The organism is Pantoea sp. Ae19-2, from assembly GCF_059801205.1.
In genome coordinates this window covers 1,904,411-1,931,081 of record NZ_JBCHWE010000001.1, presented here as the reverse complement: position 1 = coordinate 1,931,081, position 26,671 = coordinate 1,904,411, and the positions used below count along the sequence as shown (strand labels likewise).

Annotated in this window: 26 protein-coding genes; 12 read left to right on the top strand and 14 right to left on the bottom strand. The window is 53.7% G+C overall.

What is annotated here, in order from left to right; genetic code table 11:
- Window positions 1–45 precede the first annotated feature (45 nt).
- The 5 genes from glgX to AAIE03_RS08835 form a co-directional block, all read right to left on the bottom strand.
- Complete coding sequence (gene glgX, locus AAIE03_RS08855) at window positions 46–2,118, bottom strand: glycogen debranching protein GlgX (protein ID WP_013025627.1); 2,073 nt, start codon at window positions 2,116–2,118, stop codon at window positions 46–48.
- Between the two features lie 59 nt (window positions 2,119–2,177).
- Window positions 2,178–4,709, bottom strand: coding sequence for a malto-oligosyltrehalose synthase (gene treY, locus AAIE03_RS08850; RefSeq protein ID WP_028715082.1), 2,532 nt, complete (start codon window positions 4,707–4,709; stop codon window positions 2,178–2,180).
- Window positions 4,706–6,493, bottom strand: a complete 1,788-nt coding sequence (gene treZ, locus AAIE03_RS08845; RefSeq protein WP_014605941.1) for a malto-oligosyltrehalose trehalohydrolase — start codon at window positions 6,491–6,493, stop codon at window positions 4,706–4,708. The genes treY and treZ overlap by 4 nt, the downstream gene beginning before the upstream one ends.
- A 472-nt stretch (window positions 6,494–6,965) precedes the next feature.
- The gene (gene katE / locus AAIE03_RS08840) at window positions 6,966–9,230 is read right to left on the bottom strand and encodes a catalase HPII (RefSeq protein WP_029568738.1); all 2,265 of its coding nucleotides are present in this window, start codon (window positions 9,228–9,230) and stop codon (window positions 6,966–6,968) included.
- Window positions 9,231–9,750: 520 nt separating this feature from the next.
- The gene (locus tag AAIE03_RS08835; protein WP_014605940.1) at window positions 9,751–9,927 is read right to left on the bottom strand and encodes a con-10 family general stress protein; all 177 of its coding nucleotides are present in this window, start codon (window positions 9,925–9,927) and stop codon (window positions 9,751–9,753) included.
- A 329-nt stretch (window positions 9,928–10,256) separates the two neighbouring features.
- Here AAIE03_RS08835 and AAIE03_RS08830 point away from each other — a divergent pair, with 329 nt between their 5' ends.
- Entirely contained in the window at window positions 10,257–11,225 is a 969-nt protein-coding gene (locus AAIE03_RS08830) for a UV damage endonuclease UvsE (protein WP_028715085.1), read from the top strand.
- A gap of 47 nt (window positions 11,226–11,272) precedes the next feature.
- On the opposite strand, the gene AAIE03_RS08825 is transcribed toward AAIE03_RS08830, so the two are convergent.
- Window positions 11,273–11,461, bottom strand: coding sequence for a ferritin family protein (locus AAIE03_RS08825; RefSeq protein WP_022622461.1), 189 nt, complete (start codon window positions 11,459–11,461; stop codon window positions 11,273–11,275).
- A 363-nt stretch (window positions 11,462–11,824) separates the two neighbouring features.
- Window positions 11,825–12,082, bottom strand: a complete 258-nt coding sequence (locus AAIE03_RS08820) for a biofilm development regulator YmgB/AriR family protein (RefSeq protein WP_014605938.1) — start codon at window positions 12,080–12,082, stop codon at window positions 11,825–11,827.
- A gap of 675 nt (window positions 12,083–12,757) precedes the next feature.
- Here AAIE03_RS08820 and AAIE03_RS08815 point away from each other — a divergent pair.
- Window positions 12,758–12,982, top strand: coding sequence for a hypothetical protein (locus tag AAIE03_RS08815; protein WP_014605937.1), 225 nt, complete (start codon window positions 12,758–12,760; stop codon window positions 12,980–12,982).
- Window positions 12,983–13,088: 106 nt separating this feature from the next.
- On the opposite strand, the gene AAIE03_RS08810 is transcribed toward AAIE03_RS08815, so the two are convergent.
- Together AAIE03_RS08810 and bla are read right to left on the bottom strand one after the other, a co-directional pair.
- The gene (locus AAIE03_RS08810) at window positions 13,089–13,880 is read right to left on the bottom strand and encodes a BPL-N domain-containing protein (RefSeq protein WP_013025636.1); all 792 of its coding nucleotides are present in this window, start codon (window positions 13,878–13,880) and stop codon (window positions 13,089–13,091) included.
- 240 nt (window positions 13,881–14,120) lie between these two features.
- The gene (gene bla, locus AAIE03_RS08805) at window positions 14,121–15,002 is read right to left on the bottom strand and encodes a class A beta-lactamase (RefSeq protein WP_015700395.1); all 882 of its coding nucleotides are present in this window, start codon (window positions 15,000–15,002) and stop codon (window positions 14,121–14,123) included.
- Window positions 15,003–15,280: 278 nt separating this feature from the next.
- On the opposite strand from bla, the gene AAIE03_RS08800 reads away from it, so the two are divergent.
- Entirely contained in the window at window positions 15,281–16,168 is an 888-nt protein-coding gene (locus AAIE03_RS08800; RefSeq protein WP_196492566.1) for a LysR family transcriptional regulator, read from the top strand.
- 144 nt (window positions 16,169–16,312) lie between these two features.
- Here the strand turns inward: AAIE03_RS08800 and AAIE03_RS08795 are convergent, their stop codons facing one another.
- Window positions 16,313–16,591 carry a helix-turn-helix transcriptional regulator gene (locus AAIE03_RS08795; protein WP_029569959.1) on the bottom strand — a complete coding sequence of 93 codons (279 nt, stop codon included), beginning with the start codon at window positions 16,589–16,591 and terminating at the stop codon, window positions 16,313–16,315.
- 890 nt (window positions 16,592–17,481) lie between these two features.
- Here AAIE03_RS08795 and umuD point away from each other — a divergent pair.
- The 5 genes from umuD (at window position 17,482) to AAIE03_RS08770 (ending at window position 21,299) form a co-directional block, all read left to right on the top strand.
- Window positions 17,482–17,901 (top strand): translesion error-prone DNA polymerase V autoproteolytic subunit, encoded by a 420-nt coding sequence (gene umuD / locus AAIE03_RS08790; protein ID WP_014605933.1) that lies wholly within the window; start codon window positions 17,482–17,484, stop codon window positions 17,899–17,901.
- Window positions 17,902–17,903: 2 nt separating this feature from the next.
- Window positions 17,904–19,166, top strand: a complete 1,263-nt coding sequence (gene umuC / locus AAIE03_RS08785) for a translesion error-prone DNA polymerase V subunit UmuC (protein ID WP_015700390.1) — start codon at window positions 17,904–17,906, stop codon at window positions 19,164–19,166.
- Window positions 19,167–19,314: 148 nt separating this feature from the next.
- Window positions 19,315–20,160 carry a glyoxalase III HchA gene (gene hchA / locus AAIE03_RS08780; RefSeq protein ID WP_015700389.1) on the top strand — a complete coding sequence of 282 codons (846 nt, stop codon included), beginning with the start codon at window positions 19,315–19,317 and terminating at the stop codon, window positions 20,158–20,160.
- A 140-nt stretch (window positions 20,161–20,300) separates the two neighbouring features.
- A complete protein-coding gene (locus AAIE03_RS08775; protein ID WP_014593623.1) occupies window positions 20,301–20,942 on the top strand; it encodes a TetR/AcrR family transcriptional regulator in 642 nt (213 codons plus the stop codon).
- A gap of 153 nt (window positions 20,943–21,095) precedes the next feature.
- On the top strand, window positions 21,096–21,299 hold the full coding sequence (locus tag AAIE03_RS08770) for a hypothetical protein (protein WP_013025644.1): 204 nt from the start codon (window positions 21,096–21,098) through the stop codon (window positions 21,297–21,299).
- 166 nt (window positions 21,300–21,465) lie between these two features.
- On the opposite strand, the gene ycgZ is transcribed toward AAIE03_RS08770, so the two are convergent.
- The 4 genes from ycgZ to AAIE03_RS08750 form a co-directional block, all read right to left on the bottom strand.
- On the bottom strand, window positions 21,466–21,705 hold the full coding sequence (gene ycgZ / locus AAIE03_RS08765; protein WP_024471826.1) for a regulatory protein YcgZ: 240 nt from the start codon (window positions 21,703–21,705) through the stop codon (window positions 21,466–21,468).
- A 233-nt stretch (window positions 21,706–21,938) separates the two neighbouring features.
- Entirely contained in the window at window positions 21,939–22,208 is a 270-nt protein-coding gene (locus AAIE03_RS08760; protein ID WP_014605930.1) for a hypothetical protein, read from the bottom strand.
- A gap of 569 nt (window positions 22,209–22,777) precedes the next feature.
- Window positions 22,778–23,005, bottom strand: a complete 228-nt coding sequence (locus tag AAIE03_RS08755; protein ID WP_014605929.1) for a YgdI/YgdR family lipoprotein — start codon at window positions 23,003–23,005, stop codon at window positions 22,778–22,780.
- A 31-nt stretch (window positions 23,006–23,036) separates the two neighbouring features.
- The gene (locus tag AAIE03_RS08750; protein WP_014605928.1) at window positions 23,037–23,270 is read right to left on the bottom strand and encodes a YgdI/YgdR family lipoprotein; all 234 of its coding nucleotides are present in this window, start codon (window positions 23,268–23,270) and stop codon (window positions 23,037–23,039) included.
- Window positions 23,271–23,500: 230 nt separating this feature from the next.
- Here AAIE03_RS08750 and uraH point away from each other — a divergent pair, with 230 nt between their 5' ends.
- From uraH to tyrS, 4 genes are all read left to right on the top strand, one after another.
- Window positions 23,501–23,920 carry a hydroxyisourate hydrolase gene (gene uraH, locus AAIE03_RS08745; RefSeq protein ID WP_013025649.1) on the top strand — a complete coding sequence of 140 codons (420 nt, stop codon included), beginning with the start codon at window positions 23,501–23,503 and terminating at the stop codon, window positions 23,918–23,920.
- A 302-nt stretch (window positions 23,921–24,222) separates the two neighbouring features.
- Complete coding sequence (locus AAIE03_RS08740) at window positions 24,223–24,537, top strand: MliC family protein (RefSeq protein WP_013025650.1); 315 nt, start codon at window positions 24,223–24,225, stop codon at window positions 24,535–24,537.
- A gap of 23 nt (window positions 24,538–24,560) precedes the next feature.
- A complete protein-coding gene (gene pdxH, locus AAIE03_RS08735; protein WP_015700385.1) occupies window positions 24,561–25,217 on the top strand; it encodes a pyridoxamine 5'-phosphate oxidase in 657 nt (218 codons plus the stop codon).
- 137 nt (window positions 25,218–25,354) lie between these two features.
- The gene (tyrS, locus tag AAIE03_RS08730) at window positions 25,355–26,629 is read left to right on the top strand and encodes a tyrosine--tRNA ligase (RefSeq protein ID WP_014605927.1); all 1,275 of its coding nucleotides are present in this window, start codon (window positions 25,355–25,357) and stop codon (window positions 26,627–26,629) included.
- Window positions 26,630–26,671: the final 42 nt, after the last annotated feature.

Genomic DNA, 26,671 nt, shown 5'->3' with positions numbered 1-26,671 from the left:
ATTGTTTAACCGTTACGCATCCGGTTCGCGCCGCGCCGGGCGTCCTTAAGGCCTTCTGAACAGCGCCATACTGCGGCCTTCCAGTTCAAAGTCCTTCTCTTTGGTGATCACCATCCCGTGTTTGCTGGTATCGCTGGTGGTCAGTTCCAGCACCCAGCCGCCCTCACCGAACTGAGGGATCTGGAAGGGCACATTACCTTCAAACGGGTTGATGAGCATCAGCACGTCATACCAGACGCCATCCTGATGTTGCAGATCGGGTCGGCCGATGTAGACACCGAGCGTTGAACCTTCGTCCCACTGCTCAGCCTGCTGCAGGCCGCCGCCGGCATTGAACCACTTGATTTCCATCCCGTCGCGCCAGCTTTCACGCCGTAACAGCGGCTGGGTTTTGCGCAGTGAAATCACATGACGGGTGAATTCACGCAGGGCTTCGGCCGAAGCGGGCAGGTTATCCCAGTGAACCCATGAAATTTCACTGTCCTGGCAGTACCCGTTGTTATTTCCCATCTGGCTGCGGCCAAACTCATCGCCTGCCAGCAGCATCGGGGTTCCGTGGGAGAAAAACAGCGTGGCCAGGAAGTTACGTTTCTGGCGCTCGCGAACGGCGTTAATGCCTTCGTCGTCAGTGGGGCCTTCCACGCCATAGTTATAAGACCGGTTATCGTTGTGACCGTCGTTGTTGTCTTCACCATTGTCGGCGTTGTGCTTCTCGTTGTAAGACACCAGGTCGTTCAACGTAAAGCCATCGTGCGCGGTGATAAAGTTAACGCTGGCCCAGGGACGACGTCCGCGCTGATCGTACAGATCGCCAGAGCCAAGCAGACGGGCGGCAAAATCGGTCGGGACATTGTTTCCTTTCCAGTAATCGCGCACGGTATCGCGATACTGATCGTTCCACTCCGCCCAGCCCGGTGGAAAGCCGCCGACCTGATAACCACCAGGGCCAATGTCCCAGGGCTCACCGATCAGTTTTAAGCGTGAAAGCAGGGGATCCTGCGTAATGGCGTCAAAGAAGCCGCCGCGGGGATCGAAGCCTTCTGGTTCACGGCCCAGAATGGTGCCAAGATCGAAACGGAAACCATCGATATGCATGGAGTCCGCCCAGTAGCGCAGTGAATCCGTCACCATCTGTAACACACGCGGATGAGAGGTGTTTACGGTGTTTCCTGTGCCGGTATCGTTAATGTAATAGCGATGCTGATCGGGTAAGGTGCGGTAATAAGAGAAGTTATCAATACCTTTAAAGGACAGCGTTGGCCCCAGTTCATTGCCTTCCGCAGTATGGTTATAAACCACGTCAAGGATCACCTCAATGCCCGCGTCGTGGAAGGCGCGGACCATATCCCGGAAACCCTGAATGCCTCGCGGACCAAAATAGCGTGTCGCCGGAGAAAAAAAGTTCAGCGAGTTATAACCCCAGAAATTTTTCAGTCCTTTATCCAGCAGGTGCTGATCGTCCGGAAACCAGTGCACCGGTAACAGTTCGACGGAGGTAATACCCAGGCTCTTGATATAGCCCACCGTGGACTGATGACTCATGCCGTCGTAAGTCCCGCGCATTTCAGGCGGCAGCGCCATGTTCAACTGGGTAAAGCCTTTCACATGCGTTTCATAGACGATCGTTTCAGACCAGGGAACCTGCGGGCGGTTTTGGTCCTGCCAGTCAAATTCGTTGGGGTCGATCACGCGACATTTTGGCGTGAAGGGGGCGCTGTCGCGATCGTCGAACGTCAGATCTTTGTCTTCGTGATACAGGTCATAAGCGAAGTGCGCCTCATTCCATGCGATGTCCCCGGCCAGTTCGCGGGCATAGGGATCGACAAGGAGTTTATTCGGGTTAAACCGATGGCCGTTTTCCGGATCGTAAGGACCGTAAACGCGATAGCCATAGAGCGCGCCGGGCTGCAAGCCGGGCACGTAACCGTGCCAAATCTCATGTGTGAACTCGGGCAAATCCAGTCTGGCTATTTCATTTTTTCCGCTTGGGTCATAAAGACACAGCTCCACGCGTTCTGCATGGGCAGAAAACAGCGCAAAGTTTACGCCTTTGCCATCAAAGTTCGCCCCAAGTTGCTGGCCCGATCCCGACGTAATTTCAAAACGATGATTTGACATCTGTCCCTCTCAATTAACGAACCCCGTTACGGTGTTTCAATCCATGTACTGACCTGCTTTCAGCAAGCTAACAATGCCAGTGCCCAGTAGTTATTTAACGTTTCCAACGAAATACGGTCGGTCAGGTTGATCGTTTCGCCGCTCAGCACATTGCGATAACGGCGATGTGCCAGTTCATCCGGCAGCACGATCTCGGTGGCGGCCCAGTGCGTCGCTGGGGGCGCTTCCAGCTTGAGCTGCGCGTCGAACACAAGTCGGGATGTCACCACAATAATGGCCTCACTGCCCTGGGTTCGCGCAAACGCCAGCAGCCTGTCGGACTGCGCGCCCTCGGCCATAAGCGGCAGATAACTGCCCCGGGCAAAGAGTTCAGGCCTGTCCCGGCGTAAATTGAGCAGCGCCAGGGTGGCAAGCTGGTTAACCTGACCGCTGAGCCAGCTATCATGGCTACCGGGCAGGGCCGTCGTCGCAGAACGTAACATCGCTTCCAGGGCGGCATAATCCGGTTCACGTCGGTTATCAGGATCGACCAGGCTGAAGTCCAGTGCTTCGCTTCCCTGATACACATCCGGCACCCCGGGCGCGGTCAGCTTAATGACTCTCTGGCTCAGGCTGTTCACCAGGCCAGCACGGATAAAGGGTTGCAGCGCCTCAACGAAATCCTGCAGGAAAGGCTGATTTGCAGGTGAGAGCAGGTGACGCGCGTAGCCCAGCACGGCCTGCTCGTACGCGGTGTTGTTCTCGGTCCAGTCAGTGCGCAGTTTGGCTTCACGCAGGGCTTTTTCGACATAGCCTGCGAAGCGTTCGGCAAGGGCATCCAGCCCCGCACTGTCCCGGGGATCTAAGGTGGGCGGCCAGACACCGGCGAGCGCCTGATACAGCATCCACTCCACGGATGGTTCCGGCGCAGGGCCGTCCTCAAGGGCACCCACGGCCTGGCGATTGAGTTCGCGCCAGCGCGCCACGTTCTCGGCCCAGCGCTGGGGGGCTTCCGTCAACGTGTAAAGCCGCGCGCGCGCGTCTTCGCCTCGCTTGGTATCATGCGTCGAGCTGGCGGAAAGGGCGTCCGGCTGACGCGCAAGACGCGTTGCCATCTCATGGTGAAACTGCTGCGGGGAAAACTGCGTCTGTAAGGGTTCCGCGCCCACCTCATTTAACGCCAGCGCGCTGTTCTGTCGGTAAAACAGCGTGTCTTCGATGGATTTCGCCATCAGCGGACCAGTGAGTTGCTGGAAGCGGGTCCGGAAGCTGTTCGCCAGCGCGGTGGACTGGCTGGCGACGTCGCCCTGCATGATCTGCAGCAGGAAATCGAGCATGTGGCTGTCAGGTGCATGTTCCGACGCCCTGACGCCGTCAGCGACGGCCTGAAGACGTTGTTGGTCGTTGGCAGGCAGGCCGTGCGCATTGCCGTAGGTTCGATAGACCGGGAACGCCACCAGCAGTTCGCGCAGTGCGCTGCGGAGCCGCTCGGGATCAATCGCGATGTGTTCCCCCTCGGCAATGGCGCTGGCCAGGTCCATCAGGCGCGAAAATTCCCCGGCAAAATTGCGATCTGCCATCAGGCATTTTGCCTTACGAAGTTCGTCGTCCATCTGCACGACCTGGCCGCTGACGCTTTCACAGGCCTGGCGGAGGGCGTTGAGAGAGTGATTATCAACCAGCACATGCGACAGCGCGGCGATAAACTCATAGCCTGTGGTGCCGGAAATTGGCCAGTCGCTGGGGATCTGCTCGCCTTCACCCAGGATTTTCTCAACGGTGATATAACATGCCTCGCCGGCCTCGCGACGCAACTGCGTCAGATAACCTTTAGGATCGGCCAGTCCGTCAACGTGATCGACGCGCAGGCCGTCAACCGCGCCGCTGTGGACCAGTTCCAGAATAAGCCGGTGTGCATCCCTGAAGACGGTGGGATCTTCAACCCGTACGCCAACCAGCCCGGTCACCTCAAAAAAGCGGCGGTAGGAGAGGTCCCGTGCGGCATCGCGCCACGACATCAGCCGCCAGGGCTGCTGTTGATGCAATGCATCCAGCCCGGCTTTGCTGCGCAGCTGGAGCACGGCTTCTTCCTGTCCCTGCCAGCTTTCCGGCGTAAGCGGATAGTAACTTTCAAAATAGGCCAGCGCAGGCTTGCCGGTCTGGGGATCGCGTTTAACGGCAAGGTCGCCATTCTCCAGAACGGTATCAATATCATCACCCAGAAACGGCAGCGTCAGACGGCGTGACCAGTCGATGTCGAAGTAGTCGGCATAGCGACTGTCTTTACCGTGTTCAAGCACGTCGTGCCACCAGCCGTTCTCCAGCGATGCCGCCATGTGGTTGGGGACGATATCAATGATAAGCCCCAGTCCGGCCTGTTTTAACGTGCTGACCAGACGATCAAACCCCGCGCGTCCGCCAATCGCCGGGTCGATTTCATTAACATCGGTCACGTCATAACCGTGAGTGGAGTCACGGGTGGCGGTAAAGATCGGTGAGGCATAGAGATGGCTGATCCCCATTTTTTTCAGATAGGGCACCAGCGCTGCAGCGCGATCGAAGGTCATGCCATTGCGGAACTGAATACGGTAGGTGGCGGTTGGAATGCTCATTTAGGTTCTCCGGCAGCCAGACGAACAACGATCGCGTTTTGAGGGAGCGCATCGGTGGATTCTGGCCAGGCGAAGATTGTCTCGCCCGGCATCGCCGGCAGGGCGCGATCCTGTTCGCCGATGTTGAATGCCATTGATAACGTGCCCGCCGGGAAACGCCAGCTCACGGCAACAAATCCCTCTGCGGTGTCCAGTACCTTTCCGCTGTTTCCACCCGCCGTCGCCAGCAGCGGCACAATATGCTGCTGCCGGAGTGCCAGCAGTGAGCGGGTCAGCTTCAGCCAGCGTTTTCCTTCTTCGCTCTCCAGCTTGCTCCAGTCCAGTTTTGAACGGGTAAAGGTCGCTTCATCGTTAGGATCGGGAACGCTCTCGCCCTCATGACCGGCATGTCCTTCAAACTCTTTCGCCCGGCCTTCCCGCACGGCTTTCGCCAGATCGCCATGGAAATCTGTAAAGAACAGGAAAGGATGGGTTTCGCCGTACTCTTCCCCCATGAACAACAAAGGGATATGGGGCGACAGCAGCAACGTTGCCAGCAGCACCTGAGTACGTTCGGCACCGGCCAGAGAAATCAGCCTTTCTCCCTGCGCACGGTTGCCAGTCTGATCGTGGTTCTGGATAAAGTCCACGAAGGCCACCGGCGGCTGTCCGGTACTGTCAACACCGCGCGCTTCACCAGACTGCACTGAGACCTCGCCCTGGTAGACAAACCCTTCAGCCAGCGCGCGTGCCACACGTTTTTCCGGCCGATCGGCAAAATCTTTGTAATAGGCATGCGTTTCACCTGTGGCAAACACATGAACGGCATTATGAAAGTCATCATTCCATTCGCCGGTGAACAGTGGGGCGGTGCCATCTTCCGCTCTGGGATGCAGGAAAATCACGTTGCGACAGTCTTCGGTGGTGAGATGGATCTGGCGCTCGGGAATATCTGCGCGAATGCGTTCAGCGATTTCGATCAAAACAGGCGTGTCGGAAACGTCTTCAATCTGGTCGATGGCATCGAAGCGCAGGCCGTCCAGGTGGTATTCCTGCAGCCAGTAGAGCGGGGCTTCAACAATATAACGTCGCACCGCATCCACATCATAGGCAATGCCGGCGCCCCATGGCGTCATCCGGTCTTTATGGAAGAAGTCTGGTGACAGCAAGGGCAGATAATTCCCTTCCGGGCCGAAGTGGTTAAGCACGATGTCCAGAACAACCGCCATGCCATAGCCATGAGCCGCGTCAATAAACGCTTTAAAGTCATCGGGCGTTCCGTAAGCGGCATGTGGCGCGTACAGGAGCACGCCATCGTAGCCCCAACCGCGCTGCCCGCCAAACTGAGAAACGGGCATGACTTCAATCATGGTAATGCCGGTTTCCGCCAGATAAGGCAGTTTCTTTATCGCAGCCTGGAACGTGCCTTCTTCGGTGAAGGTGCCCATATGCATTTCATAAACCACGCTTTCCTGCCACGGGCGGCCTTGCCAGGTGGTGTTCTGCCAGCGGTAGTGAGCAGGATCGACGACCAGAGACGGGCCATTAACGTCATTCTGTTGCGCGCGTGAAGCGGGATCGGGAATCACCGTGCCATCGTTCAGCACAAAGTTATAGGTTGCCCCCGCCTGTACATCGCTGACCTGCAGCTCAAACCAGCCGTCTCCGGCGGGCGTCATGGCAAGATCTTTATCCGAAAGTCGTAAACTAACCTGCTGTTGACCCGTTGCCCAGACGCGGAAACGCACGTTGCCATCGGCCAGATATTCGCTTCCCCAACTCTTAAAAAAAGATGTAGATACCATTCCGTTGCCTCTTTAACCAGAAAGTACGCAATAAGCACCACCACGCTATCGGTAAGCCGATGATGCGAATGCAAAATGATGTTAGCGAGATCAGGAGCCCGGGAGGTCGGTGCGCCTTAACAGCCTTTCCCCGTGCCATTATTCAGATATTGTTATGTGTAATACCGCATGAGGCACCCGGCAGTGCCTGCTTCACACAACACTCTCAACAAATAATCATAGACCAGGTTCCAACATTTACTGCCGCCGCGCGCAATGTACCCTGTGGCTTTTCCCCCAGCGAGGCCGGGCTGTCCGATGAGCCCGGCCTCCATTTGCCTCTGCACTGGGGAAATCAGAAAAAGAGCACGGGCATCAGGCAGAAAAAAACCGCCTTTAACAGCGGTTTTGACGCAAACAGACCAGGTGGACGCCCATTCTGCGTGCGTTTAAGGTGTCAGCCCTCCCGTGGCAGGGCGGGCTGCTCCTGTCATCAGGCCGGAATGGATTCGGCCTTCTGGCTACGCGACCAGACGCGGTGTTCTGCCATCGCAGCAGTAAAATCATTCATCAGCGCGATTTCAGCATTATCGGCTTCCACGATGCCTTCCTCCTGCTGATTTTCATCCAGATCAAACTGCGCTTTGAAACGGCGTGCTTCACCACTCAGGCCAATGACTTTCAAATGTTTGTAAGCCTCCAGCAGGAAGTAGCGTGCATCTCCGCTTTTCAGCAGGGCATCAACGTTACCGTCGGGGACGATCACCGCATCAAAGGTCAGCGAAGGTAGCCCGTTAAACGTGGCATCGATCGGCAACAAAGAACCATCGTCCGCGCTGACCTGGCCCATATGCGCCGCCAGCAGTTTGGTGTGCACGCCAGCAGCGGTGAGATGCTGCAGAATAGCCAATACGTCGTCGGCTTTTACGCCTTCGCTCAGCAGCAGCGCGACCTGACGGCCTTTGATGTCGGCATCGGGAATGGCATACAGGCTCAGGCTGTCATCGCGCTGCAGGCCATTGACGTCTTTTGGCGGGGCGGTGTTGAGCTGCTCATCGCTGAGATCAATCCCGAGGTTGGCGGCCACCCCTTGGGCCAGTTTGACATCGATGCGCAACAGATGGTCCACCACGCGTTCACGGATGTAAGGGCGGGCCACCTTACTCAGCTCAAAAGAGTAGGCGGCAATGATGTGCTGCTGTTCAATGTCAGTCTGGCTGTTCCAGAACAAACGCGGCTGGGCATAATACTCACCAAACGAGGGGCTACGTTCGCGAACTTTGTGGCCTTCAACGCGCTCCTGATAGCTTTCGAAACCGCCCCCTTTTGCGGCAGGCGGTGTTTCCCGTGGCCAGTTGTCGTTGATGGAGTTGGGTTCGTAGTTGGCCGGATTCGTATCAATATCCATCCGGTGCATGCCCTGGCGCTGGAAATTGTGGTACGGGCAAACCGGGCGGTTGATCGGGATTTCGTGGAAGTTTGGCCCACCGAGGCGGCTGATTTGCGTATCGGTGTAGGAGAACAGACGGCCCTGTAACAGCGGATCGTTAGAAAAATCGAGTCCCGGGACGAGATGCCCCGGATGAAAGGCAACCTGTTCCGTTTCAGCAAAGAAGTTATCCGGATTGCGGTTCAGCACCATTTTGCCGACGCGCACGACGGGCACCAGCGCTTCCGGAATAAGCTTGGTGGCGTCCAGAATATCGAAGTCGAACCGGAACTCATCTTCTTCCGGGATCATCTGCAGGCCAAGCTCAAATTCCGGGAAATCTCCCGCTTCAATCGCTTCCCACAGATCGCGGCGGTGGAAGTCGGGGTCGCGACCGGTCAGCTTCTGGGATTCATCCCACAGCAGCGAGGCTTTGCCTGCCAGCGGTTTCCAGTGGAAACGAACAAATGTCGCTTTGCCTTCATCGTTAATCAGGCGGAAGGTGTGAATACCAAACCCCTCCATCGTGCGGTAGCTGCGCGGAATACCCCGGTCAGACATCGCCCAGATCACGTTGTGCAGAGTTTCAGGCTGTAGCGACACATAGTCCCAAAACGTGTCGTGAGCACTCTGTCCCTGAGGGATTTCATTATGCGGCTCAGGCTTTACCGCATGTACAAAATCGGGAAACTTGTGGGCGTCCTGTATAAAGAACACCGGTGTGTTGTTACCGACCAGGTCAAAAACGCCTTCATCGGTGTAGAACTTGGTAGCAAAACCACGAATATCACGCACCGTATCCGCTGACCCCGCGCCGCCCTGGACCGTCGAGAAGCGCACAAATACTGGCGTGATCTGCTCTGGCTCACTCAGGAAGTGCGCCTTAGTTACATCCTTTAGTGAGCAGTAGGGCTGAAAGTAGCCGTGGGCGGCTGAACCGCGCGCATGCACGATGCGCTCCGGAATGCGCTCATGGTCAAAATGCGTGATTTTCTCCCGCATGATGAAGTCTTCAAGCAGCGTCGGCCCACGTGAGCCGGCGCGTAATGTGTTCTGATCATTTGCAATACGGGTGCCCTGATTGGTCGTCAGCGGGCTGTCCGTTCCGTTTTTACGGTTCGCTTCCAGTTGATCGAGTTTCGTGCTGTGCGTGTCGGGTGCTTTAAGGCTACCCGGCGCGGTGGGTTTTTTACCCGGCGGTGTCGGTTCGGCTGGGGGTTGATGTGAACCCTCTTTAGGTGCCAGCGAGCCCAGTCCGGGTTGTGAGGATTCCGGACCCGTTGTGGGGGCTGGGTGATTCAGAGGATTATTCTTTTTCTCATTCGGCATGACACGTTGCTCCAGCTTTTTTTTACTACTTGAGGTGCCAGTAAATATAGAACAACTTAATTAATAAGCTTATAAATATTGCGTTTAATGGCGATGGTAAAATAATTATCGGATGGCGTAACGCAAAATCAGGGAGATGTTAAGAAAGGAGAAAATAATTTAACGATGAAACTAAATGGTTATTTAAGCGCGACGGATGTGGTTTAATCTATTGATATTTATCAGTTTGTTATTTATTGGTCGTGGAGGTTATTGTGTATTGATGGCGTGAAGCTGTTTTATCAAACCAGGCCTTTTCTGAAAAAGCGGGGATTAAGACGGTTACGCTTCGCTAAAGTCGGCTGAGTTTTATTTTTTCCGTTGCGCTTATTAACGCGCAAGCGAAGCCGATATTATCCGTGAGCAATCGGTATTTAAACATGGGGATCGTTATCCTTAACGGGAATAACAGGCAGGGGTGAGAAAGGGTGAAAATCGCCAGTCCATGGCGTATTACCTCCTTAAGGCGCCTTACTCAGATCTACTTAGAGGTGCGACGGCTGTTTTTGCCTCCTTTCCGACCGGCCTCCCTGGCTCTTTCAGGATCGTTTTTGAAATTACCTCCGCTGGCTTTGCCTCCTGCACTGCCCGCTTCACTGGCTCGCTCAGGATCGTTGGCAAAATTACCGGCACCACCTCTGTATTTCTGTTGTGTCATAGACAAGACCTCATATCAGGGTTCCTTAGATAAGAAGGACTAGCTAGTCACAGCGGTAAGTTTAGTTCTGATACGAAATTATGCCACTTTGTCATCCCTTGTTCCTGGTCGAAATCTAAGGGTATTTACTTGTAAAATCAGTGAATAAATTCTGCCCGCAGACTAAACAGGTCGGGCGCCGCAATGTGCTGTTATACGTCATCCGTTACACTCTGCCCGTCAGTGCGAAATTATTGGTAAAATAAAGCATTAACTTATTGAAAGTTATGCTCTAAATGGCGAAATTTGAATTAGCTGTTACACTTTCTGAATACCGTTCAGGAGTGTTTATGAAATTAGGCTTTGCATGTAAGTACTTAAACGAACAGGGCAAGCAATATTTTCCCTTCCGCGCGACCACGCGTACCCGTTTTCTCGGTCTGGGTGAGGCCCAGCGCACCGCGCTGATTTACGAGATTTCAAAGACAAATTTGCAGAACCTGTATCTGACGCTGGAAGCTATTGCGGCACTGCCAGAGGCGTTAAGGATGATGCGCATTGGCAGTGATTTACTGCCGCTGTATACGGTGCCGCAGGCAAAGCCGTTATTTGCAACGTTTTTACCCGAGCTGTATCCGCTGTTCGCCCGCTGCGGCGAGCTGGCGCGGACGCATCATATCCGGCTGTCATTCCACCCGGGACAGTACAGCGTGCTGGCGTCGGATAATCCTGATGTCGTGTCACGTGCCTTAGAGGATGTGGAATATCATGCTCTCTGTGCCTGCCTGATGGGCTACGGCAAAACCTTTCAGGATTTTAAAATCAACATTCATATGAATGGCAAACTCGGGTTTGAAGGGTTCAGGCAGGCATTTCAGCGGCTCAGCCCCGAAGCCCGGTTGATGCTGACGGTGGAGAACGATGAGATATCGTGTTCGCTGGATGATGTGCTGCAGGCCCGGTCGCTTTGCCCTGTGGTGCTGGATATTCATCATCACTGGGTTAAAGAGAATCAGTTTATTCAGGCCAGTGATGCAAGGATGGCGCAGATTATCGACTCCTGGCGCGGCGTACGCCCGGTGATGCACTACTCGATTTCGCAGGAGGGAATTATTCCGGCCGAAGGCTTTCCGGACCAGCAGGATCTCAGTGTGCCGAAAACCAAACTGCGTGCGCATTCTGATTACTATTTCAATGCCACGCTCAACGGCTGGGCCTTGTCCTTCGGCGACTTCGATATCATGTGTGAGGTAAAAATGAAAAACCTGGCGCGTGAACAACTGTATGACTGGGGCAGGCGTAATAGCCTGATTACCTGAGACGTGCCCGTTGCGGGTCTGAAGTGACGTCAGCGGCGGGCACCGGCTTACCCGGCCAGCAGCCCGCAGTGGCTGTTGCGCTTTGATCGCGACGGTCGCAGCGCGATCGGGAATGCCAGAAAATCGTTCAGGCCGGTATCCTTTGTCTGAGGATAACGCCGCGTAGCCAGCACCTGACCTGTTGCTTCGGCGATAACCTCTGCCAGCAGATCCCATTGGCTAAGGGCGCATATCAAAAGGCCTGCCGTTCGCCTTGACGGGCAGGGCCGATGAGAGGATCCGGGATGGGTTTCTGCCGCCAGCGAGTGTGTCCTTCGCTGGCGTTTCCCTGCTGACAGCCTAACGAAGGGGGAGGTTCCTCCTCGTACAGCTTGATGAGTGACGAAACATGCTTCTCCCAGCCGTAATTAAACCCAACGGCAGGAAAATTCACAGAAACGGGCGAAAGATAACGCGCGACGAGCAGGGTTATCACGCCCTCTTGCTCAACTATTGTCGTGAAAAGATTGCCAGACAGGCATAAAAAAGCCCCTGAATCAGGGGCAAATTTTTAGGGAAGGCAAAGCGTCCTTGCTAAGTAGCGTGTCATCACAACAAAATTAAAAACGAGCCTCGCCCGGCGTACGCTGAAGCACAATCTCCAGGGCCTGACGATAGATATCCTGTTTGGTCGCGTCGGTTTCGCTTTCCAGTTTATGGATTAAGCCCAGCACCATATCTTTTTCAGAAACGTGTGCTTTAAAGGCCGCGAGTTCTGACCAGGTCTCTGCAATCACATCTTTTTCACTGGTGAAATGCTCACCCGCATTCATGAAATATTCAGAAATCTGAGACTCGGTATTGGTTGTCGTTTGCATAGTAGCCTCAAAATCGTGGAAACCGTTTCTGCCCGTGGCAGAGAAAAATTTTGCATCTGAAGGTGGAAATCCACTCACCTTCAGATGCGGTGCAAGGCACCTTTCGTTACAAGTGACTTAACATCACGCCGTAAAGTTATACAAAAAAATTACCTTTGTACAATTTTTTGCGAAAAAAAATCGGTGGTCGGAGGAGTTTTTTCACCATCAGCAACGCTGTGTAATGGCTCTGCTCGGTATTTTACTCTGATTTATAAGGGTTTTTTTCATTTTTCCGCGTTTCGGTTTCCTCCTCGCTGTTGTACAAGACTGTACAAAGTTGTACAGATCAAGCTGTATAACCTGGGATAAAACGGCATCAAAACGCTGCCCGCCAGGAAAAATCTGTACAACATAACGCTGATAAAGCCGCGTTGAGCCCGATCCCTGTCCGCTGGCAGGTGCGATAATCTGTCAAAGCGACAGGATGGCGCTGCGCTGCCGGGTGGCGAGATAGCGTCAGAGATGACGTCCATGTTGCATGCGCGTCAGAAATCAGAAAGAGGGCAGTAGCAACCCTGTTTGTGCGTTACAGGGGCCTGACGCTGGCTTTGTGGGCGGCGTTGCAATAATTCACTTCCTTCTGCCCCCGCAGGGCGTTAAGGTTTACGCCTCTCGAATCAGAAGGAAATGATAATGGTTAACGACTATTTTTCGCTGCCGCCGGCAGGCATGACACAGGAACAGCATAAACGTACGGTGGCGGTTGCGGCGGCACTGGCGGTGGCAAAAGAGTCCGTCAGCGCTTCAACGTCTGCGAATGGCTCGAAAGCGGCGTGGGATCTGCAGGCCGTGGCAAACGAAATCGCCAATCTGGCCGATGCGATTCAGGACGCGCTGGAGTCCGATAACGAAGTATAACGGTGTCAGTGCGCTGTCGTCAGGGCAGCGTCCGGCCCCTGGATTAGCCGCCGGGGCTCAGGTTGTCCGGGCGGCGCAGCCCGTCAGGCGTTGACGGCGATCCGCATTATTTCGCCGCGCGTTGTGTGGAGAAATAAGCCAGCAGGCGCGTCATCTTTTGCTGGGGTGAGGTGTCAGTTGCGCCACTGTCGCTGACGTCGCCCATCCAGCGCTCATCCGCTTCCGGATGCGGCCCGGTTAACACAACTGTCCCTTTGCCGTAGACGTAACGCGCCATCGCCACATCGCCATTACGGTAAAAAGCCACAGGTGTAAAACCGTCCTGCTGTGTCTGACCAACAAGATAAGGGCCATCCTGATAATAAAAGGTTTCTTGTCTGTGATCCCAGGTCACCGCGATCGTGTAATCACCCTCATCCGCGATGTGTGAGCCCGGACGTCCCACTTCAGAGTCAAGGGGCGAGGCGATGAGCCCCAGCCAGTTACTGTCCGCCAGGTAGGCTCCCATGCACAGACCGAGATAGCCTTTGCCACTGCGGACAAAATCGCGCACGGCACGGGCCCCTTCATCACCGAGCGCGTCATAGGCAGCGGGGATGTCCTGGCCGCCGCCGGGCTGGATATAAAGATCAAACTGGCGCAGGTTCTGTGCATTCAGCTTTCGTTTTTCGTGCTCACCGATATAGGCAATGCTGAGTGGCATCGCGACGCCACGAAGCGCTTTCACCACCATTTCAGAACAGCCCTCACAGCCTGCCGCACCGCGATAAACGGCAACGTTTAGCGGAGTTTGTGCCGCCAGGCTAACGCCGGATGCGACGCTCAATGCAAACAGCATCGCGGTGAAAATCCCGCGTCGATAGCGGACACGTTGTGATGCGTCAGAAGCGAGGCGCATGTTGCATTTCCTGTCAGACAAAGAAAGAGAAGATTTCCGTAACGGCCGCTGCCGCAACGGAAAGCCGGTTGGCTCAGGCAGCGTGCCAGGCCGACATCAACATACCGCAATCTGATGTTCTTGAGCAACTGCTCAATTCAGGGCGGTGATTATCCCGCACTAACCCTTTTGGCCGACGAGACTCTTGAGCACACCGCCGCCAGCGGGGTGGCGGTGTGCGCAGTCGCGCGCTGAACGCCCTTATTTGTTGTACCCTGAGGCGACAATTTTCGCTGCACCCGCCAGCACATCTTTACGCGCAGCGGCGTGCTTATCAGGCTGGGTGTAATAGGTTACCAGCACCAGCGGTGCATGATGCGGTGGCCAGATGACGGCAATATCATTGGTGGTGCCGTAATCACCGCTTCCGGTTTTATCTGCAACCGTCCAGCTGGCGGGCAGGCCTGCGCGTATGCTGTTAGCACCTGTTGTATTGCCTTTCATCCAGTCGGTCAGTTGCTGACGTTGCGCGGGTGCCAGCGCCTTGCCCAGCACCAGCTTTTTCAGGCTTTGCATCATGGCATCAGGCGATGTCGTATCACGCTTATCACCCGGGATAGCGGTATTCAGCTCCGGTTCTTTGCGATCGAGCCGAAAGGTGCTGTCGCCAATGCTACGTGCAAACGCATTGACCTGCTGCGGGCCACCCAGGCGGGTCAGCAGTGCGTTCATAGCGGTATTATCGCTGTATTGCAGCGCCGCCGCGCTGAGTTCTGCTACCGTCATGGTGGCGCCGACGTGTTTTTCAGTGATGGGGTTATAGTTAACCAGGTCGGCTTTATGAATGGCGATTTTTTCACTCATCAAGCCGTCCGCGCTTTCGCTTTTTTTCAGGATGGCCGCAACGGCGAAAACTTTACTGGTGCTGCATAGCGGAAAGCGCGCATCTCCCCGGTAGGTGAAAACGGTGCCATCGGCGGTGTCGGTTACCGCCACACCCAGTCGTCCGCCCGCGTTTTTTTCCAGCTGTTGGATGCCGCGTTGCAGTGCGGCCTCGTCAAAGCCGGCCTGGGCGGCAAGCGGCATCGCGAGTGCCAGCAGGGTAACGGCCGTGCTGGCGCGTCGTCTGAACAGATGAGTCATAGTCAATCTCCACTGATGAATGCCCGCCTCGCTGAACAGAGGCAAGGCATAACGGTTAGCCGCATCGTTGCGCGGTCAGGATTAAACGAAAAGTTGCCCTTCAGCCCCTCGTTAAACTTATGTCGATTTAAAAGATGTCTCGCGCCTGGGAAGCTGTCCGCTGAGGCCTGCATCCTGCTATAGCACGTTTTTTCTGAAGAAAAGCGTTAGCGGAGGAGATGGTAGGGGATTTCAAAATTCCGACAAGCGAGATAATTTGAGAGGAGCCAAAAGAATTTCTGGGGGTAAATGTGAAACATGATGTTCCGCTTAACGCACTTCGGGCTTTCGAAGCCTCCGCCCGCCACCTGAATTTTACCCGCGCGGGCCTGGAGCTGTTTGTCTCTCAGGCCGCCGTCAGTCAGCAGGTCAGACTGCTGGAAGAACGACTGGGCGTCGTCTTATTCCGCCGGTTGCCGCGCGGTCTGGAGATGACGGATGAGTCCAGGCTGCTGTTTGCTGAAGTGTCAGAAGCCTTCACGCAGCTTGAAAACGCCTGGCGTCGTTTCGAAGGGGGTGAGTACCGAGAGGTAGTGACTGTCGCCTGCGTGGGGACTTTTGCATTGGGCTGGCTGTTACCCCGGCTTGAGGCGTTCCGTCAGCAGCATCCGGCGCTGGAACTGAACGTACGCACCAACAATAACGTGGTCAACCTGGCGGGCGAGGGCGTGGACTATGCGATTCGGTTTGGCTCTGGCGCCTGGCCCGCCACGCAGAATGAACGGCTGTTTACGGCTCCGCTTACGGTGCTTTGTCGCCCCGACGTTGCCCGCCGCCTGCAACAACCCGCCTGCCTGTTACGGGAAAATCTGTTACGTTCCTACCGGGCTGATGAGTGGGACAGCTGGTTTACGGCAGCGGGGATCACACCGCCCAGGATCACCGGCCCGGTATTTGACTCGTCACGTCTGATGATTGAGGCCGCGTTTCATACGGGCGGCGTTGCGCTGGTGCCGGCGTGCATGTTCCAGCGTGAACTGGATGCCGGTACGCTGGCCCGTCCTTTTGCGCTAGAGATTGATGTCGGCAGCTACTGGCTAACCTGGCTCCGTTCAAAGAAGATGACGCCATCGATGGAAATATTCCGTGAATGGATAGGGCGGCGGGCAACAGGCGAAGGCGAATAGCCGGATAAGCCGGACAGCCTGTTGTGAATAACATTACTCGGGTCGAGGTAACCCGCGTTAACCGGATTAAGAGAGCAAGGCGGCCTGTGAGCCGCCAGCGGTTTTTTCACTGGCCCCTTCGTCACAGGCGTAAAAAACAGGGATTCATTTTATTATGCCCACTCTGCGTTCAGGAATGCTCTGCGCCGCTTTTTCATTTTCGCTGGTTTCCCGGTAATTAAGAAACCAGATGATAAACTCACTGTTATTTTTCACGCCAAGTTTTTTCATGACACGTTGCTTAATATAATATGCAGCGTGCACGGGAAGCGCCATCCAGTCTGCTATTTTATTCATTTCCATTCCCGTCATAAAAAACCACGTTAATGAAATTTCATCGGTTGTTAAAGATACTTTTTTTCCGTGACGGTTTTTTAATTCCATGCTGTGCTCCTTTCCCTTATAAGGCTGTCAGGTCAGGGCGCATCATAGCGCTGGGCGGCGGTGAGAACACTTCACGTATTCTTTACTTATCTTAATAATTATATTAACAGTTAAATCAGGTGTTTATATGTCTTCATCAGATCTGATCTACGCAGGCATGATCAGAAGCAGTCAGGAAAAGCATCTCTTACCGCACCGCGATATCGGGCGCGCCCCGCCGGGGGCCAGCTGAAACGGCTTATCACTGACGGGCCTGGTTTCTGTGATTCCGCTTTATCGAACGGTGTGCTGTGCGTGCGGGGATAAATACCCTGTCCTGGCATCAGGCCGGGAAGAAGAATAAAAACGGCCGGAGGTTAACGCAACAGGCGGCGCCTTGTGTCTTTCATGTTGTGTCTTTCATCAAATCGCTATCTGAATAGCGATACGTCGGTATTAATATAAGGCATAACGACAATCATTATTTGCAGTTTATTATTGGCAGAAAATTAAATCAGTCAGCGCCAGAATACAAATGCTGTCGATGTTTACGCTGCCGTTCATCGGGACCAAACAGAAAAGCGCGTTAATTAACGGGAAACATGCAGGTGAACGGCCCACTGAAATACCGTGCGTGTAACCGTTTCAGGGTCGTGAACATGACGCAGCCACGGCGTCAGACAAAAAGCGCGCCACGAACAAAACAGGTTAAGGCGCAGAGAAAGCCGCAGGTGAAAGAATGACCTGAATGCAGGATTGCTGAACAGTTGCGTAAAACCTGCCCGGCGCGGCTGCAAAAAAATCTGTATCCACATCAACCGCTTCATATAAACCCTTGCCATTTCACTTGATCAAACCCGTTGATCGCGATTACTGTAATTATATACAGTTATTTTGGAAGGGAGGTAAATGTGGAGCTTATCAGGCCAGCAAACGTCAGTGCGTTACTCGCGTTGCCGCTGTTTATGGAGCGGGTGCCATGTGGTTTTCCATCGCCGGCTCAGGACTACGTAGAGCAACGTATTGATTTGAACAAGCTGATCGTTCAGCACCCCAGTTCGACCTACTTTGTACGGGTAAGTGGAGAGTCGATGACCGGCGCAGGCATTAATGACGGCGATATGCTGGTGGTGGACAGCGCGCTAAGAGCCTCGCATGGCGATATCGTGGTCGCCTCTGTCGAGGGGGAATTTACCGTTAAGCGTCTTCAGCTTCAGCCCTGTCTGCAACTGATGCCGATGAACCGGCAGTTTAAACCGATTGCGATTAGCACGGAGGATGCGCTGGAAGTGTTTGGTGTGGTGACCTATGTGATCAAGTCGGTTTATTAATCATGTTTGCGCTGGTGGACGTGAACAACTTTTATGCCTCCTGTGAAACGGTGTTTCGGCCCGATCTCAAAGGAAAGCCCATTATTGTGTTATCTAACAACGATGGCTGTGTGATTGCACGCAATGCGGAGGCAAAAGCCCTGGGCATTACGATGGCCGTGCCCTTTTTCAAAATGCGGGAGATTATTGCCCGTCACAACGTGCAGGTTTTTAGTTCCAACTACGCCCTTTATGCGGATATGAGTACCAGAGTGATGACGCTGCTGGAGGAAATGGCGCCCTCGGTAGAGATTTATTCCATTGACGAAGCCTTTCTGGATCTGACGGGCGTCAGTCACTGTATGTCGCTCGACACCTTCGGCCGCGAGATCAAAACCCGAATAAAAAAAGAAGTTCATCTCAATGTGTGCGTCGGCATTGCCCCCACCAAGACGCTGGCAAAGCTGGCTAACCATGCCGCAAAAAAGTGGAGTAAGACAGGCGGTGTTCTGGATTTGTCCAACAGAGATCGACAGAAAAAGTTGCTTTCACTTGTGCCGGTCGCCGATATATGGGGCGTTGGCAGACGGCTCAGCCAGCGACTTGAGGAAATGGGGATTAAAACGGCAGATGATTTAGCCTGCCAGAGCACCAGCCTGATTCGTAAAAATTTCAGCGTGGTGCTGGAGCGCACCGTAAGAGAGTTGCGCGGCGAACCCTGTCAGGATCTGGAGGCGCTCGAACCCACCAAACAACAGATTATGTGCTCACGCTCCTTCAGCAGTCGCCTGTCAGACTATACGCAGGTGCGGCAGGCCGTCTGCACCTACGCCGAACGTGCGGCCGAAAAACTTCGCAAAGAAAAACAGTACTGCAGACAAATCGGTGTGTTTTTGCGCACCAGTCCACACGCGCCCGGCGAAAATTTTTACGGTAATCAGGCCACGGGGCAACTCCTGACGCCGTCTCACGATACGCGCGACATCATCCGGGTGGCGACCGAGATGCTCGACTATATCTGGATAGAAGGGCATCGCTATATCAAGGCCGGCATTGTCCTGAGTGATTTTTTCGACCATGGCGTAACGCAGCTGGATCTGTTCGACGAACGATCGGTTAACCCCGGCCGTAACGATCTGATGCAGGTGATCGATTTGATTCACAAAGAGGGCAAAGGAAAGATGTGGTTTGCCGGGCAGGGGACGGAAAAACGCTGGGCCATGAAGCGCGAGATGCTGTCGCCGGCTTACACCACCCGCCTGAGCGATTTGCCCGTGGTGAAGTGACGGCGGCCGTCGTGACATCGGTTTCAGGCGCGGTCATAAGACGGAATGCTCTCATAAAGGGTCCGTTTTGTGCTGCCGCTCTGCGTAAACCAGGCTTTCTGGTCTAGGATGAAACAGGTATTCATTCGCCCTTAAGGAGAGCATTGTCATGTCAGAACTCAGTAAATCTCCAGTGGCCGATCAGGCTGAACATAACGCGTTTTTCCCGTCAGCCTATTCTCTTGACCAGTTCACCAGCCCTAAATCCGATCTGAGCGATGCTGAATACGCGCAACCGTACTCAGGGCACAAAAAAATTCTGGTCATCTGCGCTGACGAGCGCTATCTGCCGCTGGATAACGACACGCTGTTTTCAACCGGGAATCATCCCATTGAAACCCTGCTGCCGCTGTACCACCTGTATCAGGCCGGCTTTCAGTTTGACGTGGCCACGCTGTCCGGACAGATGGTGAAGTTTGAACACTGGGCAATGCCCCAACAGGATGAGGTGGTGGTCGGATTTTACAACCATTGCCTGGCGCTGTTCCGTTCACCTTTAACGCTAAGCGACGTGGTGGCATCACTTACGCCTCATTCAGACTATGCCGGTGTGTTTATTCCGGGGGGGCACGGTGCGTTGATTGGGCTGCCAGAAAGTGAGGCGGTCGCAGAGGCGATTCGCTGGACGCTGGCAAACGATCGTCATCTGATATCGCTATGCCATGGCCCGGCAGCGTTTCTTGCGCTGGGTAAAGGGGAAAACCCGCTTAACGGCTACGCTATCTGCGCATTCCCGGATTCAGCGGATAAGCAAACGCCCGATATCGGCTATATGCCGGGGCATTTGACCTGGTATTTTGGCGAGAAGCTTCAGGCAATGGGGCTCACGCTGGTCAACAGTGATATCAAAGGCACCGTACATAAAGACCGTCGGGTATTAACCGGCGACAGCCCGTTTGCCGCCAATGCGTTGGGTAAACTGGCTGCAGAAGCATTACTTAACGCTAACCGCTAAAGGCTCGCACGTGCGCCCTGAGCGGTCGCCTGCAATGCCTTCGTGCAGGCTTCTGCATCAGGGCTGGGATTCGGGGTATACTTGTGATCCACGCCTGAGATACAATCACGGGTGCATATCGTTTTCGGCCAGTGCCGAAGATGTCGCCTTTCACATTGGTCGTCATGAACAGCCAGCTATCTACAGCCTGTAAACACAGAGAACGCGGTCGGCCCAGAGAGTTCAATATGGAACAGGCTCTGGATAAGGCAATGATTGTGTTTCGGCAAAAAGGCTATCATGCCGCATCGCTGGCCGATCTCGGTGAAGCAATGAACCTCTCTGTCGGCAGCATCTACAAGGCTTTCCAGGATAAGCGTTCATTGTTTTTGCTGGTCTTTCAGCGCTATATCGCCGTTCGCAATGCGGATTTGCGGGAGCGGCTGGCTCAATACGCCACCGGCCGCGCGAAGCTAAGCGAGCTGTTGCAGTTTTATCTGGACTCCTCTCGTGGTGGTGAAGGGCGCACCGGCTGTCTCGTGGTCGGCAGTGCCATTGAGCTACAGGTGCTCGACGCAGAGCTGTCGCAGTTGGTTGCCCAGGTGATCAACCGCAATAAGCACTTTCTGATGTCATTACTGGAAGAAGGGCAGCACGATGGCTCAATATCCGCCGATCTTGATATTGAAACGGCCGCAGGCCTGATTTTGCGTATCGCATTTGGCATGCGCGTCACGGGCAAGGTCGCCGATGTTGCCAATGAGCAAGCGACCATCGCCCTGGCCTTGAAAATACTGGATTAACATTTGTCTATTTAGGAAGCGAATATTTCCTAAATTATAGCGCGAAGATGACAGCTAACGCATGCGATCTGATGCGCTAACAGGACGAATGGAAAAGCGCCATTTTGATAAACGAATGAATATTAAATGAAAAGTAAAGTTTGAGGAAAATGCGTGAAACAAAACAGGACAGAGATCGGTGAAGAAATACACGCGCTTTTAGGAAGGATTGTGTCAGGTATTCTTCAGCCCGGAGAAGCGGTGACGGTACAGGACATTATCAGCGCGCTGCACCAGCAAAGTCTTCAGACGGCGTGCGAAAAGACCAGGCTGACTTGCGAACAGGCCATCCGCATCCTGGCGCATAAACTTCACTAGCGTGTGAGGATCATTTGCCGGACAGGGTTCTGCAAAGCAGCGGAAGAAACAGTAAAAGTAGTAGAAACAACAGAAACAGTAACAGCACCAGAAGCAGTAACAGCGGTTATGCCGCTACTGCTCTGACAAAGATGACCCGCCCGAATAACGGCAGTCAGTTGCCGTGTCACCGCCCAAACAGCAACCCAATCAATTCACGACAAAGACGCTCTTCTTCCTGACTTGCCGACAGCTCAAGGCGGCGCAGCAGTTTAGTACAGATAGATTTACGGTTTACGTTCTGACCTGCGCGTAAAATATCAACAACGATCTGTCCCAGCAGCTCTTGCTGTGAAGGCAGGTTCACCGCAGAAAAATAACGTGAGATATCGTCGGCGCTCTGAGGTAGGCGATGATTGTGTTGCATAGGTGCTCTCGCAGTGGTCCAAAAGTCGTCAGTTGAAAGTAGCATAAAGTTATACAATAAAATAAAACTTGTACAGCTATTTCGATGTAAAAATGAACGGTTGCTGGCGGAGAGGGAAAAAGCAGGCTGCAACAGCCCGTTGACAAGGGAAAACAAAGAAGAGAGCAGGGCCGGACCAGGGTAACGCGGACGCACAGCGCGCCCGCGTGGAGGGATAACCCCTGACCGGAGGGTTAGTGTTCGGTCAGGTTGGCAGGCACCTGGCCAGTAACGGCCATCCAGTTGAGCTCTGCCCGCTCCCGTGTCGCGACGTTAATAAAGCTCTTCAGCCATTTACGGGCATCCGCGATTTGAATGACCCGCTCGTCGTCGATTTCATTATCCGCCATAACGCTCAGCTGACGGATCAGCGAAACCACAGTTATCTCCTCATCCTGTAGGGCCAGGTTCACCGCAGCTTCACCAATAATCTTATGGCCGGTAGCTTCATCGTGAAAATACATATGCACCTCCTGAGTGAGTGAGAATGTCGTCGACCCAGTAATTAGTCTAGTAAAAGAAATGCATAGTGAAAGCCTAATTTCATTAGGCATTACCTATCAAAGAAAGCCGTGAAAAAAGTGAACTTTGTGATAAGCGCGCTAAGCTCTTAAAAAGCAGGGAAAAAGCGCAATCAGAGAGGTTTTCCAGAAAGAAATTGAAGTGATTAAAGCACTAGATACGCGGTCATTGGCCTGAAATTAAGATAGGTGCTTGACAGTTAAAGGCCGAAATTGCGGCACTATTCGGATCGTAGCAGGTAAAATAAACCTGTTATGAGGCCCTAAAAGCGTTAAAAAAAGATCGCCAGAACGGCGAAAAGTCAGACGCAAGATGAAAAGTCACCTTAAGCTGAAGCCGATAGCAGAAAACAGAACGGGTCTGACGTCACCCTGTTTACATTCGATTCTGACATCAGAATAAACTGGAGCGTGAGCGGCGTATTAACGAGCAGGGGAGACGATAAGGCGAGGGGAAACAGAACAGGGCTGCGGGCAATAAAAAAGCCGCCCTGTTCGGGGCGGCGCGTTTATTAGTTTGGAACTTCTGAAACGGCTTTAACGTCGGTTTTATTAATCTGCTGTTTCACACCGTTTGCATCGGTGTAGCCCAGTAAACCGGCGTCAGATTCAGAAGGTTTGCCGTCACTAATAATGGTACGGCCATCGTTAGTGTGAATGGCATAGCTGGTACGAGTACAGCCACTTAATGCGGCCATGCCGATCAAAACGGCCAGCGGTAAAATCAGCGTCTTCTTCATAGTCTTCACCTTATATCCATGATGGAATTAATTAGTTATCAAGTTCACTCATGTTGCTGATCTGATCGCGATTAATTTGTTCGGTTTTGCCTGTTTGTGCATCACGATAAGAAACCAGCCCCGTATCGCTGTCAATTTGAGGCTTACCGTCGGTCACTATCGTGCGGCCGTCTGATGTTTTAATAGATTGGTTTGAAGAGCAACCTACTAACGTTGCCAGGGACAGGGCAAGTAAAACGGCAGCTGAGAAGGATTTAGTATGCATTTCATCTCCTTGAAGTGGACCTTGAATTAAACAGCATAGACGCTTTTGAGATTTTTGCAGGCCAAAGCGCGAAACGACATAAATGATGAAAAGAAAATAGCGCGAATAGCTAAAACAGAGCAGGAAAGCATCCTGTCTCTCAGAAAATTCACATTTAGCGCCTGTCGTTAGGTATTTCATCGGGCGCTCTGTAACCTTGGTAACAGGTTAACTAAATAAAGGAATCGACAATGAAATGGCAAATGAGTGCAGTCGCAGCGTTATTAATGGGTTCAGTGAGTGCTTATGCAGCACAATCAGACAGCATGAAAAATCCCCTGAGCGTTCATGTATTAAATCTGGAGTCGGGCACGCCAACGCCGGGTATTTCCGTTGACCTTGAACATAAAGAGCAGGATAAGTGGGTAAAACTTTCCTCCGGTGTTACCGATAAAAACGGCAGAATTAGTGCGCTGTTCCCCGAAGGGAAAAAAGTTGAAACAGGCGATTACAAAGTCGTCTTTAAAACAGGCGATTATTACCAGAAAGTTCAGCACAAATCCTTTTTCCCGGAAATTCCGGTGATATTCCACATGGAAAGCAGCGAGCCTCATTACCATATTCCGTTACTGCTGAGTCCCTACGGCTATTCAACCTATCGCGGTAACTAATTTCACCCGGCAGCGTACTGCTCAGAGGCACTGCCGGCCCAGTGAGGGGCACTTCGCGTAGGCAGCATGCCGCTGCTGACCCTCTACCTGCCGCCCTGCGTCTCCTGCAGGGTGGCGGAACGCGCCCGCCGTATTCGTCTTTATTCCACTGCCTTATTTAAACACTTTTGCTGATGCCCAGGCTATCATCGGTTAAATTGCCCTGACAGGCCGGTGCGCCCGCGTGGCTCTCCGGCGAAGGTCAATGACACCTAATCAAGCAGAACGCCCCATGCCCTGCTTTCCGTACAGGAGAATCGCTGATGTTAAAAGGATTAACCGTGGCTGCTGTGTTAGTGCTGTCGGGCTGTAGCCTGATGCACAAGTCGTCGCCCGCGCCAGAAACGTTACACTACCGCTGTGGCACATTGCCGCTCACCGTGACGCTGGATAATGCCAAACAGCAGGTAAGCTTTATCATGGACGGCAAGCCGCTGACCCTGACACAAACGGTTTCCGCTTCCGGCGCTCGCTACAGCGACGGTCACTATGTTTTCTGGTCCAAAGGAAACGGCGCCTTTATTGAGCGCAATGATAAGATCGTTGTAAACGATTGCGAGTTGCAACCTGCCCGTTAACGTTACCGGAGTGAATGTGCATCATGAGTGACAGTGACATGCTACAAACTATTGCCCATCTGCGCCGTGAATATACGCGAGGTGGGCTGCGTCGCAAGGATCTACCCGATAATCCGCTGGCGCTGTTCGAAAGCTGGCTAAAGCAGGCCTGCGAGGCGCAACTGCCCGATCCCACCGCCATGACGGTGGCCACGGTGGACGAGCAAGGGCAGCCTTATCAACGTATCGTGCTGCTCAAGCACTACGATGAGCAGGGCATGGTGTTTTACACCAACCTCGGCAGCCGTAAAGCACAGCAGCTGGGTCACAACCCGCGTATTTCCCTCCATTTTCCCTGGCACTTTTTAGAGCGTCAGGTGATGGTGTTGGGCGAAGTCGAGAAGCTGTCGCCGCTGGAGGTATTGAAATATTTCAGCAGCCGTCCCCGTGACAGCCAGATTGGCGCCTGGGTTTCCCGACAGTCGAGCCGGATCTCTGCCCGCGGCGTTCTGGAAGGCAAGTTTCTGGAGCTGAAGCAAAAATTTCAACAGGGTGACGTGCCGCTGCCCAGTTTCTGGGGCGGTTATCGGGTGAAATTTAATACGATGGAGTTCTGGCAGGGGGGCGAACATCGTCTTCACGATCGTTTCCTCTATCAGCGAGATAACGACGGCTGGAAAATTGACCGACTCGCGCCGTAAAACTGCGTTTTCCCCCTCATCAGCGCTGGCACAGAAGGCGTCAGCGCTTTATGCTATAGCCCTTAATTTTTCCTTCCGCAACTCAGCGGAAAGCTGTGTACCAGCATAGGTGCAGCCTGATCAATTTGGAGTCAGTGATGACCAGCAGTAACCTGATACAACAATTGCAAGAGAGGGGCCTGATCGCCCAGGTGACGGACGAAGACGCGTTAGTAGAGAAACTGGCGCAAGGGCCAATTTCGCTCTATTGCGGCTTTGACCCCACTGCTGACAGCTTGCATTTGGGCCATCTGGTTCCACTGCTCTGCCTCAAACGTTTTCAGGATGCCGGGCACAAGCCGGTTGCGCTGGTAGGCGGCGCCACGGGCTTAATTGGCGATCCCAGTTTCAAAGCTGCAGAGCGTAAACTCAACACCAGCGAAACCGTCGGTGAGTGGGTAGAAAAAATCCGGACGCAGGTCGCACCCTTCCTGGACTTTGACTGTGGCGCCAACAGCGCGATTGCGGCCAATAACTATGACTGGTTTGGCAATATGAACGTGCTGACTTTCCTGCGTGACATCGGTAAACACTTCTCTGTTAACCAGATGATCAATAAAGAAGCCGTTAAACAGCGCCTGAACCGTGACGACCAGGGGATCTCGTTCACCGAATTCTCCTATAACCTGCTGCAGGGTTACGACTTCGCCTGTCTGAATGCGCTGCACGGCGTGTCCCTGCAGATTGGCGGATCTGACCAGTGGGGTAACATCACCTCCGGTATCGATCTGACGCGTCGTCTGCACCAGAACCAGGTATTTGGTCTGACCGTTCCGCTGATCACCAAATCGGACGGCACCAAGTTCGGTAAAACCGAAGGCGGCGCGGTCTGGCTGGATGCGAAGAAAACCAGTCCCTACAAGTTTTACCAGTTCTGGATCAACACCGCAGATGCGGATGTTTACCGCTTCCTGAAGTTCTTCACTTTCCTGAGCATTGAAGAGATTCATGCCCTGGAAGAAGAAGATAAAAACAGCGGAACCGCGCCGCGCGCGCAGTACGTGCTGGCCGAGCAGGTCACGCGCCTGGTGCACGGCGAAGAGGGGCTGGCTGCCGCGAAACGAATCACCGAGAGCCTGTTCTCTGGCGCGCTGAGCGATATGACAGAGGCCGACTTCGAACAGCTGGCGCAGGATGGTATGCCGACCATCACGCTAAGTGCCGAAGACGATCTGCAACAGGCTCTGGTCAAAGCTGAGCTGGTGCCTTCACGTGGTCAGGCTCGCACCATGATTGGTTCGAATGCCGTGTCGCTGAACGGTGAAAAGCAGTCTGATGCTGAGTACCGTTTCAGTGACAGCGATAAGCTGTTCAACCGCTTCACGCTACTGCGTCGCGGTAAAAAGCATTACTGCCTGATTAACTGGCAGTAACCTTTCAGGGCCGGTTTCCGGCCCTTTTTTATGGCAAGGCAC

Bases quoted from the DNA above. Each gene is read 5' to 3' on its own strand.
- glgX (WP_013025627.1), bottom strand. From the start codon at position 2,118: ATGTCAAATCATCGTTTTGAAATTACGTCGGGATCGGGCCAGCAACTT.
- treY (WP_028715082.1), bottom strand. From the start codon at position 4,709: ATGAGCATTCCAACCGCCACCTACCGTATTCAGTTCCGCAATGGCATG.
- treZ (WP_014605941.1), bottom strand. From the start codon at position 6,493: ATGGTATCTACATCTTTTTTTAAGAGTTGGGGAAGCGAATATCTGGCC.
- katE (WP_029568738.1), bottom strand. From the start codon at position 9,230: ATGCCGAATGAGAAAAAGAATAATCCTCTGAATCACCCAGCCCCCACA.
- AAIE03_RS08835 (WP_014605940.1), bottom strand. From the start codon at position 9,927: ATGACACAACAGAAATACAGAGGTGGTGCCGGTAATTTTGCCAACGAT.
- AAIE03_RS08830 (WP_028715085.1), top strand. From the start codon at position 10,257: ATGAAATTAGGCTTTGCATGTAAGTACTTAAACGAACAGGGCAAGCAA.
- AAIE03_RS08820 (WP_014605938.1), bottom strand. From the start codon at position 12,082: ATGCAAACGACAACCAATACCGAGTCTCAGATTTCTGAATATTTCATG.
- AAIE03_RS08815 (WP_014605937.1), top strand. From the start codon at position 12,758: ATGGTTAACGACTATTTTTCGCTGCCGCCGGCAGGCATGACACAGGAA.
- AAIE03_RS08810 (WP_013025636.1), bottom strand. From the start codon at position 13,880: ATGCGCCTCGCTTCTGACGCATCACAACGTGTCCGCTATCGACGCGGG.
- bla (WP_015700395.1), bottom strand. From the start codon at position 15,002: ATGACTCATCTGTTCAGACGACGCGCCAGCACGGCCGTTACCCTGCTG.
- AAIE03_RS08795 (WP_029569959.1), bottom strand. From the start codon at position 16,591: ATGGAATTAAAAAACCGTCACGGAAAAAAAGTATCTTTAACAACCGAT.
- umuC (WP_015700390.1), top strand. From the start codon at position 17,904: ATGTTTGCGCTGGTGGACGTGAACAACTTTTATGCCTCCTGTGAAACG.
- hchA (WP_015700389.1), top strand. From the start codon at position 19,315: ATGTCAGAACTCAGTAAATCTCCAGTGGCCGATCAGGCTGAACATAAC.
- AAIE03_RS08775 (WP_014593623.1), top strand. From the start codon at position 20,301: ATGTCGCCTTTCACATTGGTCGTCATGAACAGCCAGCTATCTACAGCC.
- ycgZ (WP_024471826.1), bottom strand. From the start codon at position 21,705: ATGCAACACAATCATCGCCTACCTCAGAGCGCCGACGATATCTCACGT.
- AAIE03_RS08760 (WP_014605930.1), bottom strand. From the start codon at position 22,208: ATGTATTTTCACGATGAAGCTACCGGCCATAAGATTATTGGTGAAGCT.
- AAIE03_RS08755 (WP_014605929.1), bottom strand. From the start codon at position 23,005: ATGAAGAAGACGCTGATTTTACCGCTGGCCGTTTTGATCGGCATGGCC.
- AAIE03_RS08750 (WP_014605928.1), bottom strand. From the start codon at position 23,270: ATGCATACTAAATCCTTCTCAGCTGCCGTTTTACTTGCCCTGTCCCTG.
- uraH (WP_013025649.1), top strand. From the start codon at position 23,501: ATGAAATGGCAAATGAGTGCAGTCGCAGCGTTATTAATGGGTTCAGTG.
- AAIE03_RS08740 (WP_013025650.1), top strand. From the start codon at position 24,223: ATGTTAAAAGGATTAACCGTGGCTGCTGTGTTAGTGCTGTCGGGCTGT.
- pdxH (WP_015700385.1), top strand. From the start codon at position 24,561: ATGAGTGACAGTGACATGCTACAAACTATTGCCCATCTGCGCCGTGAA.
- tyrS (WP_014605927.1), top strand. From the start codon at position 25,355: ATGACCAGCAGTAACCTGATACAACAATTGCAAGAGAGGGGCCTGATC.